7 protein-coding genes and 1 pseudogene are annotated in these 10,125 nt (G+C 63.7%); 4 read left to right on the forward strand and 4 right to left on the reverse strand.

Annotated elements, in window-relative coordinates; all coding sequences use genetic code 11:
• Positions 1-438: pseudogene (locus tag CP49_RS47460) on the reverse strand (NADP-dependent malic enzyme); the annotation flags it as partial.
• A 260-nt stretch (positions 439-698) separates the two neighbouring features.
• Between CP49_RS47460 and CP49_RS17275 the strand changes: the two are divergent.
• Positions 699-2,681, forward strand: coding sequence for a hypothetical protein (locus CP49_RS17275; RefSeq protein ID WP_057851402.1), 1,983 nt, complete (start codon positions 699-701; stop codon positions 2,679-2,681).
• 220 nt (positions 2,682-2,901) lie between these two features.
• Here the strand turns inward: CP49_RS17275 and aspS are convergent, their stop codons facing one another.
• Complete coding sequence (gene aspS / locus CP49_RS17280) at positions 2,902-4,677, reverse strand: aspartate--tRNA ligase (RefSeq protein ID WP_057851403.1); 1,776 nt, start codon at positions 4,675-4,677, stop codon at positions 2,902-2,904.
• Between the two features lie 191 nt (positions 4,678-4,868).
• Here aspS and CP49_RS17285 point away from each other — a divergent pair, with 191 nt between their 5' ends.
• Together CP49_RS17285 and rnd are read left to right on the forward strand one after the other, a co-directional pair.
• On the forward strand, positions 4,869-6,341 hold the full coding sequence (locus CP49_RS17285) for a protein adenylyltransferase SelO (protein ID WP_057851404.1): 1,473 nt from the start codon (positions 4,869-4,871) through the stop codon (positions 6,339-6,341).
• 587 nt (positions 6,342-6,928) lie between these two features.
• On the forward strand, positions 6,929-8,077 hold the full coding sequence (gene rnd / locus CP49_RS17290; protein WP_057851405.1) for a ribonuclease D: 1,149 nt from the start codon (positions 6,929-6,931) through the stop codon (positions 8,075-8,077).
• A 165-nt stretch (positions 8,078-8,242) separates the two neighbouring features.
• Here the strand turns inward: rnd and CP49_RS17295 are convergent, their stop codons facing one another.
• Positions 8,243-9,382 (reverse strand): autotransporter outer membrane beta-barrel domain-containing protein, encoded by a 1,140-nt coding sequence (locus CP49_RS17295; RefSeq protein ID WP_057851553.1) that lies wholly within the window; start codon positions 9,380-9,382, stop codon positions 8,243-8,245.
• A gap of 373 nt (positions 9,383-9,755) precedes the next feature.
• On the opposite strand from CP49_RS17295, the gene CP49_RS17300 reads away from it, so the two are divergent.
• A complete protein-coding gene (locus CP49_RS17300; RefSeq protein ID WP_057851406.1) occupies positions 9,756-9,959 on the forward strand; it encodes a cold-shock protein in 204 nt (67 codons plus the stop codon).
• A 59-nt stretch (positions 9,960-10,018) separates the two neighbouring features.
• Here the strand turns inward: CP49_RS17300 and CP49_RS49290 are convergent.
• Positions 10,019-10,125: hypothetical protein (locus CP49_RS49290; RefSeq protein ID WP_197423143.1), on the reverse strand; the 107-nt coding region annotated here is incomplete at its 5' end.

Genomic DNA, 10,125 nt, shown 5'->3' on the forward strand with positions numbered 1-10,125 from the left:
GCACTCCGGTCCCTTGATGTCCTCGAGATTGATGCCGCCGAAGGTCGGCTCCAGCGCCGCGACCGTCTCGACCACGCGTTCGATGGTGTCGGCGGCGATCTCGATGTCGAAGACATCGATCCCGGCGAATTTCTTGAACAGGACCGCCTTGCCTTCCATGACGGGCTTCGAAGCCAGCGGGCCGATGTTGCCGAGCCCCAACACCGCGGTACCGTTGGAGACCACGGCGACCAGGTTGGCCCGGGAGGTCAGCGCCGCCGCTTCGGCCGGATTGTTGGCGATCTCGGTGCAGGCTGCAGCGACGCCCGGCGAATAGGCGAGCGCGAGATCGCGCTGGTTGGCGAGCGGTTTGGTGGCCTGTATCTCGAGTTTACCCGGGCGCGGCAGCCGGTGATACGCAAGCGCCGCGGAGCGGAGATCTTCAGAATAGGACGACATGCACTCCCCCACGGGCTTCCTCGACCCCGAATTACTTCCGGCGGCCGGTCTTCATTCGAACCGTCAGTTTTGCGGCAGATTGAGCCGGATGTGAAGCACGGGCAGCCACTTGGATGCAACATCCGAAAGCGTCCCCATCAACAAGGGGGCATCGACGGAAAGCGCCAAAGCCGGTAGCATAATTTCCTCTCTACCCCCCTTCCCTTGACCGATATATGGCAATTTTGCCTCCCGCAATGTCGGCGTCCGGAGCACAACTAATGGTCAAGATACTGATGGGCCTGGCCGCCGCGGTCGTGATCGCGGTGGGTGGCTTCTTCGGCTTCGAGTTTTACACGCAGCATCGGATCGAAGGCGAGGTTGCGACCGCGTTCGAGCAGATTCGCGCTACAGGCGGCAAGGCAAGCCACGGCAAGGTGTCGTTCGACCTGCGCAGCCGCACGCTCAAGATCGCCGATATCGCCACTGAATCGGCATCGCAGCCGCCGGTAAGCGTGAAGATCGCCAGCATCACAGCCTCTGGTGTCGGTCAGCCGGACGCGGCGCGATTCTCGGCCGATGCCATCGAGGCGATCGACCTCGAACTCAATGCCAGGATGGCCGCCGGGGCGGATTGGCAAGTCACCTACAAGGTGCCGCGGATCGCGGCGAAGGATTTTTCCGGCCCGGCAAGCCTGCCGCGGCCGCCGGCATCGTCGTCGATGATCGACCAATATCGGTTTCTTATCGAACAACTTGGTGCGCTCACCGCATCCTCGATCACGGTACCCAGTGTCGCCGGCGCCATGAACTCCGGAAACCCGGCGCTGGGGAGCGGAGAATTCGCCTACTCCAACGTCACGCTGCGCGACATCAAGGCCGGCAAGATCGCCGCCGTCACTGCCGACCGAATGACGTTCACAGGGACCACGCAAGCGAAGGGCAAGGCCGAGAAAGTCACCGGCGACCTTGCAAATCTCGCGGCGCAGGATGTCGATGCCGTCGCGGCCGCAACCATCCTCGATCCGCAGCGAGCCAATGACGACCAATACTACCGCGTCTACCGGCAGATTACTGCTGGTCCCTATACGATCATCTCTGGGCAAGGCCCAAAGGTGCGTATCGACGGACTGACGGTCGACGATATCGGTGCACGGCCCTCGCGGCTGCAACTGGCTGCACTCCTTGCAACGATACCGTCCGGCACAGCCCAGCTCACCCCGGCGCAGTCGCGCGAAATGATCGAGAAGATGGCCAAGATCTACGAGGGCGTGCGCATTGGAAACGCCGAGATGCGCGACTTTTCGATGGACATGCCGGAGGGCGGCTTCAAGCTCGCGTCGATGCGCTTCAGTCTGGAGAACGGAAAGACCGGCGAATTTGCAATTGAAGGTTTTGACGGCCGTACGCCGCAGGGTCCCGTCAAGCTCAGCCGCTTCGCCCTCAAGAGCCTGGATATCGCAGGCCTCTTACGCATGACCGCGCTGTTCTCGAACCCGGCGCAACCGCCACCGCCTGACCAGACGCTCGGCATGATCGCCCTGCTCGAGGGCGCCGAGCTCAAGGGCTTCACTGCGCCCTACAAGAACACCGGCAGACCGATCAACGTCGACCTCGTCAACCTCGACTGGGGACAGTTCGTCGGACCGATCCCGAGCAAGGCGCGACTGATCGCGAAGATGTCCAGCCCACTCGACACGACGCATCCCGGCCAGCGAATGCTGATCGCCGCGGGCCTGGACAAGATGGCAATCGATCTCGATCTCGGCACGGCATGGACCGAAGCATCACGCTCATTCGTGCTGGAGCCAGCGACGGTCGAGCTTGGCGGCATGCTGAAAGCGTCCGCAAGAGTTTCGCTTGGCAACGTGCCGCGCGAGGTATTCTCGATCAATCCGATTCAGGCAGCCGCCGTGGCGACGCAAATCGAGGCCGGCGAAATCGAGTTCACGGTGCGCGATTTGGGTGGCGTCGATCTCGCGGTCGCCCACTATGCAAGGATGCAGAACATCAGCCGCGACGCGGCGCGGCAGGCCATCGTCCAGGACATCAGGGCCAGTGCCGCCAAAACCGCGACCAGCAATCCCGATGCGGAGGCGATCGTGGACGCGTTGGCGCGCTTCATCGAGACGCCGAGGACAACACTCACGATCAAGCTCACGCCGCTCGGCAAGGTGCAGGCGATGCAGCTATTCCAAATGTTGCAGACCGATCCGCTGATTGCGCTGGCGCAATTCCGGATCGAGGCCTCGACGGGCCTGTGAGCTATTTCTACTCATTGCAAGTCCCTCATGGTGAGGAGCGCCAACGGGTCCGCGCGTAGCGCGGCCCGATGACAGGCTCCGCGCATCCTCCGGACGATGCTTCGCATCGCCGGGCGAACCATGAGGCCCGGTCTGTGGCCTGTATCCTTCGAGACGCCCGCTCCGCGGGGGCTCCTCAGGATGAGGGTTTGGAGCCGTTCCGACGCAGCTAACTCAGGTCCTACCCCTTGTCCGGCAGGTTGAGCCGGATGTGAAGCTCGCGGAGCTGCTTGGTTGTGACTTCCGACGGCGCGCCCATCAGGAGGTCCACGGCCTGCTGGTTCATCGGGAACAGCGAGATTTCGCGCAGGTTCGTGGTGCCGCAGAGTAGCATCACAATGCGGTCGACTCCGGCCGCCATGCCGCCATGCGGCGGGGCACCGTACTGGAACGCGCGATACATGCCGCCGAAACGCTCGACGACATCCTTCTCGCCATAGCCCGCGATCTCAAACGCCTTCACCATCGCCTCGGGGCGGTGGTTGCGGATACCGCCTGAGGCGATCTCGTAGCCGTTGCAGGTGATGTCGTACTGGAACGCCTTGATGGTCAGCGGATCCTGCGTCTGCAACGCGTTCAGGCCACCCTGCGGCATCGAGAACGGATTGTGCGAGAAGTCGACCTTCTTGTCTTCCTCGTTGTACTCGTACATCGGGAAGTCGACGATCCAGGCGAGCTCGAACCGATCCTTGTCGATCAGGTTCAATTCCTCCGCCATCTTGGTGCGGGCGAGCCCTGAAAACTTCCAGAATTTTTCCGGGTCACCGGCGACAAAGAAGGCGGCATCGCCCTCCTTTGTGCCGAGCTGTGCACGGATCGCCGCCGTCCGCTCCGCGCCGATGTTGTTGGCGAGCGGACCTGCGCCCTCGCCGCCCTCGCGCCACATGATGTAGCCGAGGCCGGGCTGGCCCTCGCCCTGCGCCCACGAATTCATGCGGTCGCAGAACGCGCGTGAACCGCCGCCCACGCCGGGGATCGCCCAGACCTGGTTCTTCGGGTCTTCCAGCATCCGCGCGAACACCTTGAAGCCGGAGCCGCGGAAGTGCTCGGACACGTCCTGCATCTCGATCGGATTCCGCAGGTCCGGCTTGTCGGTGCCGTATTTGCGCAGGGACTCCGCAAAGGGAATCCGCCGCCAGCCCTTGGTCACGGGCTTCCCCTTGGCGAAATCCTCGAACACGCCGGTGATGACAGGCTCCATCGCCGCAAAAACATCTTCTTGCGTGACAAAGCTCATTTCAACGTCGAGCTGATAGAACTCGCCCGGCAGGCGGTCGGCGCGCGGGTCCTCATCGCGGAAGCACGGCGCGATCTGGAAATAGCGGTCGAAGCCCGACATCATCAGGAGTTGCTTGTACTGCTGCGGCGCCTGCGGCAGCGCGTAAAACTTGCCGGGATGAATGCGTGACGGCACCAGAAAATCCCGCGCCCCCTCCGGCGAGGACGCCGTCAGGATCGGGGTCTGGAACTCGAAGAAGCCCTGCTCCTTCATCCGCTTGCGCATGGAATCGACGATCGCGCCGCGGGTCATGATGTTCTGGTGCAGCTTCTCGCGGCGCAGGTCGAGGAACCGGTACTTGAGCCTGATGTCTTCAGGATATTCCTGCTCGCCGAACACTGGCAGCGGCAGCTCGGCCGCAGGCCCGAGCACCTCGATCTCGCTGACATAGACTTCGACCATACCGGTCGGCAGTTCCAGATTGTCGGTGCCCTCGGGCCGACGGCGCACCTTGCCGTCGATCCGCACCACCCATTCCGAGCGGAACTTTTCCACGTCCTTGAACGCGGGCGAGTCCGGGTCGGCCACGCACTGGGTGATGCCGTAATGGTCGCGCAGATCGATGAACAGCACGCCGCCATGGTCGCGAATACGATGGCACCAGCCGGAAAGACGGGCGGTCTGGCCGATGTCGCTGTCGCGGAGCGCGCCGCATGTATGTGACCGGTAGCGATGCATGGAATTCCCAAAAAACAGATGTCGGAGGTCAGAATCGGGGCCAATGGCCGCGCGGATTGCGGGAGGGTTTACCCGACGCAGCCGGGGGCGGCAACCAATGGCGGGGCCTGTTTTGAGCCAGAAACGCGAGATTTCCGCTGCCGGCGGCCCGAACGGTTTGCCTATTCGCTGTCCGCGCCTATCTTTGGGTCATGACCGTCCATTTTCCGTTCCAGAACACCTATTCGGCCCTGCCGGCGAACTTTTTCGCCCGCGTGGCCCCGACGCCCGTCGCCGCCCCGCGGCTGATCAAGCTGAACCGGGCCTTGGCCGTCCATCTCGGGCTCGATCCCGATGTTCTGGAGAGCCCGGAAGGGGCGGAAATCCTCGCCGGAAAGCGCCTGCCCGAAGGCGCCGACCCGATTGCGATGGCCTATGCCGGCCACCAGTTCGGCCAGTTCGTACCCCAGCTCGGCGACGGCCGGGCGATCCTGCTCGGCGAGGTCATCGACAAGGACGGCGTCCGCCGCGACATCCAGCTCAAGGGATCGGGCCCGACGCCGTTCTCGCGCCGGGGCGACGGCCGCGCCGCGCTCGGCCCGGTCTTGCGCGAATACATCGTCAGCGAGGCGATGTTCGCGCTCGGCATCCCCACCACCCGATCGCTGGCCGCCGTGATCACCGGCGAGAGCGTCATGCGCGAGACCATGCTGCCGGGGGCGGTGCTTACCCGCGTGGCCGCAAGCCACATCCGCGTCGGCACCTTCCAGTTCTTCGCCGCGCGCGGCGACACCAACGGCGTGCGCGCGCTCGCCGACCACGTCATCGCCAGGCACTATCCTGATGTAGCGAAGGCCGAGCGGCCCTATCACGCGCTGCTCGAAGGCGTCGTTGCCCGCCAGGCCGATCTTGTTGCGCGTTGGCTTCTGGTCGGCTTCATCCATGGCGTAATGAACACCGACAACACCTCGATATCAGGCGAGACCATCGACTACGGGCCCTGCGCCTTCATGGACGAATACAACCCGGCGCAGGTGTTCTCCTCGATCGACGAGCTGGGCCGCTACGCCTACGCCAACCAGCCACGCATCGCGCTCTGGAACCTGACACGGCTTGCCGAATGCCTGCTGCCGCTGTTCTCCGACGACCAGGACAAGGCGATCGAACAGGCGCAATTCATCCTCGGCGAATTCGCCGAGAAATTCACCGCCGGCTATCAGGCCGGGCTGCGCAAGAAGATCGGCCTGTTCACCGCCCGCGACGGCGACGATGCGTTGGTGCAGGACCTGCTCGACGCCATGGCGAAGAACACGGCCGACTTCACCCTCACCTTCCGCCGCCTGAGCGATGCCGCTGGAGATGCCGACGACGACAGTGTCCGGGCGCAGTTCACCGATCCCGCCGCCTTCGACGAATGGGCCGCCCGATGGCGTCAGCGTCTCGCGGATGAGCCGCAATCCGCCGCGGAGCGGCAGGCCGCGATGCGCGCCGTCAATCCGGCCTTCATCCCCCGCAACCACCGCGTCGAAGCCGTGATCGCGGCCGCCGTGAACAACGACTACGCACCGTTCGAGGAATTGCTGACGGTGCTATCGAAGCCGTACGAGGATCAGCCGGAGTTCGCAGCCTATGCCGATCCGCCGCTGCCCGATCAGCGGGTGCTGCGAACGTTCTGCGGGACGTGAGGTCGCGCTGACAGCTTGTAGGATGGGTAGAGCGAAGCGAAACCCATCAATAGCTCGCGTGATGCTGATGGGTTTCGCTTCGCTCTACCCATCCTACACATTGCCGTTAACCCAACTCCTTAAGCAGCCATCCACCATCCGCCGACGCGCTTCATCTGCCGGTTCCACAAATTAAGAAGCCGTCAACGCGCTCCCTACAATTCTATCGGTTTACTGAGGGAGAATTGCCGTGGATGCCTTTGCTATCGAATTCATGGGAATGGTGATGATTGCGCTCTGTCTCGCCGTGCTCGCGATTCCGTCGGGCCGTCGTCGGTCGCGGCACATCCGCTACGAATAGTCAGGGTCGCGCCATAATCCGAAAGGCCCGCGGAGACTGGCGACGGCCGCCGGCGCCTCCGAAAACCGGCTGTCCGGGCGCCTGACCGAAAACGCCCGCAACGTGCTTGTCGTCTATGGCAATCCGCCCGCCAAACGACGCAAAAAAGCCGTGCTCAGGCTCAAATGCAAGGCTCAAATCTTCCGCGACACCCTTGACATATCAGCGTTTTCGGCAGAACGCCTGTCGGACGCGTCATGGATTGTTCATGGATCTAATTACCACCACTTCCGACCTCGCCGCCGCCTGCTCCCGGCTCGCCCAGCACAAGGTCATCACCGTCGACACCGAGTTCCTGCGGGAGACGACCTACTATCCCCTGCTCTGCGTCGTGCAGATGGCGAGCGCGGACGAGGCCGTCGTGATCGACACGCTGGCCCCCGGGATCGACCTCAAGCCGTTCTTCGAACTGATGGGGAACGAGGCGGTGCTGAAGGTGTTTCACGCCGCCCGACAGGACATCGAAATCGTCTGGCACCAGTCCGGCACCATTCCGCACCCGATCTTCGATACGCAGGTCGCGGCGATGGTGCTGGGTTATGGCGACAGTATTGCCTATGACCAGCTCGTCGAGCGCGTCACCGGGCACCGGCCGGACAAGACCCACCGCTTCACCGACTGGTCGCGCCGGCCGCTGACGCCGGAGCAGATGCATTACGCGGTGTCCGACGTCACCCATCTGCGCGACGTCTTCGCAGCCCTCGACGCCGACCTGAAGAAGCGCGGCCGCAGCGACTGGGTCAGCGAGGAGATGGAAGTCCTGACCTCGCCAAGGACCTATGATTTCCACCCCGAGCGCGCTTGGGAGCGGCTCAAGACGCGGGTGCGCAAGCCGAAGGAGCTTGCCGTGCTGATGGAAGTCGCGGCCTGGCGCGAGCAGGAAGCGCAAAGCCGCGACGTGCCGCGCTCGCGCGTGCTGAAGGACGATGCGGTCGGCGACATCGCCACCCACGCCCCGACGTCACTGGAGCGGCTCGCCAGCCTGCGCTCGCTGCCGAAGGGCTTTGACCGCTCCAAATGGGGCGCGGACATCATCGCCGCCGTGCAGCGCGGCCTTGCCCGCGATCCCCACACGCTGCCGAAGATCGAAAAGCCGCGCGGCAATTCGAATGGGGCTGCGACCGTCGAACTCCTGAAGGTGCTGCTGCGGATGACGTCGGAACGCCACGCCGTTGCGAGCAAAGTGATCGCCACCGTCGACGACCTCGACCAGATCGCCACCGACGACCACGCCGACGTCGCTGCCCTGCACGGCTGGCGGCGCGAATTGTTCGGCGAAGCGGCACTAGCGCTCAAGCATGGCCGGCTGGCGCTTGCGATCGAAAAAGGCCGCGTCGTCAGGGTCGACCGGAGCTGATCCCAGCTTGCGAACCAAGTGATCCCGTCACCCTGAGGTGGCCGCAGCGCGGCCCTCGAAGGGCGACGGCCACGGGCCTCTCATCCTTCGAGGCTCGCTACGCTCGCGCCTCAGGATGACGGGTCTAGGACCGGCGCGGTTGAAGCAAGAAGCTGCAATCAACTCTCACCACTTCAGCTCCAGCCCCACCGTTCCCTGATGCGACTGCATCGCGGCGCGGAATTTGGCGTCGTAGTTGACGTAGAGCCGCGCGGTACTGGTGAGGCTCAGCGATGCCGAGCCACCGGCATCTGCGCCGTACCGGCTCTCGCCGATACCCTGGAACGTAATACTCTGGACGCCCTGGCTGACCGTGATATCGGAGAAATTCTGCACGACATTGTCGACGAACTTGCCATAGCCCGATAGGTCGAGAATCTTGCCGTCGAATATCCAGTAGTGGCCGATCTCCGCGCCGATCAGCAGCCGCCCGCGCTGCACGGTGGCGCCCGTCGCCGTCACGGGATCGAGGCCGCCGATCTCCTGCAGCGACCCGGTCTGCGCTCGGACGTATTCGAACGCGGCCTTGGGCACAATGCGGCCCTGGTCCTTCGACCAGTAATAGCTGATCTCGCTCAGAACGCCGTCGAGCCGCGCATTGTATCCGGCGGTCGCTAGCCCAAAGCCGGTGTCGCGGCGCGAATTGATGTTGCCGAAACCGTGCACCACTGCGCTGGCCCAGGTCCACGGCCCGCTGTCGACCGAGGCCGTGAAACCGATCTGGGTCAGGTCGATCGTCGCCGATTGCAGTGCCAGCGGAATATCGATCGCAGAGCGGCTCTGGTCGATTGAAAGGCCGATATTGATGCCCGGCGCCACCCGCGCGCCGATGCCGGCCACACCTCCCCAGGTCTTCCTGCTATCGCCGACGAAATCGCCGACCGCGCCGTTCTTGGTCCAATTCCCGTAGCCTTCGAACCAGGTCCGGTAGCGCGGCGCTTCCGTGCTCTCGGAGGCGCCGCCGCCGCCCGGATTGGTCCGCTGCAGGCGACTGAAGCCATTGCTCGACTGATTACCCAGCCGCTCCAGGAAATTGCTGCCGAGATTGGTCAGCGCCACGCCGGACGACACCGTCGAATTGATCACCGTCGGCGTCGGGCTTGGAACAGGCGAAGGCGTTGGCGTCGGGGTGGGCGTCGGCGTCGGTGATTGCGCCTGTGCCGCCGACATCACTGCGACAAGAACGACCGCAATCGCGACAAGCCGCGCCAGCGCGCCACCGGTCCCGATTTTTCGTACCCACGAAAGCCGCGATGAGCAGCGCATGCAATCCATTCCCAAAGGCAAAAGCGCCGGCTCGAAAAATGCGCAAATCCCGATCAACCGGAGCGATTTGCCCCCAGTTCGCCGGAAGGGTCAATCGGTTAGCCCCCCGGCGCGCCGCCGAATACACGCTATTGTTGTCCGGTTGCCACAGCCCGCAGAAACGCCAATCGGTTTTCCAGCACTCGCCGAAACCTTGCGAACGCCCAAATTTCGTGTTGCAATCCGAGGTGCAATCGGATTCAGGCCGTTCGACTGTGCGTTTCGCGAGCAGGAAATCTAGCAGCTATCGGGGAGCCCGTTTGTGGCGTGGCACGTGGAGAACGTGGCCGCGTCTTTTTTGTATCTAGTCTAAACTTGGAGACAGGCGATGGCGATGCACAAGGGCACCGTCAAGTGGTTCAACCCCACCAAGGGGTATGGGTTCATCAAGCCGGCGGTCGGCGAGAAGGACGTGTTCGTCCACATCTCGGCCGTCGAGCGTGCGGGGCTCAGCACTCTCAACGAGAACCAGCACATCGAGTACGACCTCGTCGAAAACCGCGGCAAGACGTCAGCGGAAAACCTCAAGGTCAACTAGACTTCATCCACGTTGATTATCCCCCGGCCTCGCCGGGGGCTTTTGCCCTGCCCTGGAATTCAGGCTGCGGCCTGGCAACCGGCGATCTCGCGGAGCTCCGGATAGAATCGCGCGGTCATTCGGCCGACATACCGCCGCAAATTGTCATGGCTTGCGGCGGCCCGCT

Source organism: Bradyrhizobium valentinum (assembly GCF_001440405.1).
Classification (GTDB): domain Bacteria; phylum Pseudomonadota; class Alphaproteobacteria; order Rhizobiales; family Xanthobacteraceae; genus Bradyrhizobium; species Bradyrhizobium valentinum.

What these genes read in the sequence shown, in the direction of transcription:
- rnd (WP_057851405.1), top strand. Translation starts at nt 6,929, where the DNA reads ATGGATCTAATTACCACCACTTCCGACCTCGCCGCCGCCTGCTCCCGG.
- CP49_RS17275 (WP_057851402.1), top strand. Translation starts at nt 699, where the DNA reads ATGGTCAAGATACTGATGGGCCTGGCCGCCGCGGTCGTGATCGCGGTG.
- aspS (WP_057851403.1), bottom strand. Translation starts at nt 4,677, where the DNA reads ATGCATCGCTACCGGTCACATACATGCGGCGCGCTCCGCGACAGCGAC.
- CP49_RS17295 (WP_057851553.1), bottom strand. Translation starts at nt 9,382, where the DNA reads ATGCGCTGCTCATCGCGGCTTTCGTGGGTACGAAAAATCGGGACCGGT.
- CP49_RS17285 (WP_057851404.1), top strand. Translation starts at nt 4,869, where the DNA reads ATGACCGTCCATTTTCCGTTCCAGAACACCTATTCGGCCCTGCCGGCG.
- CP49_RS17300 (WP_057851406.1), top strand. Translation starts at nt 9,756, where the DNA reads ATGCACAAGGGCACCGTCAAGTGGTTCAACCCCACCAAGGGGTATGGG.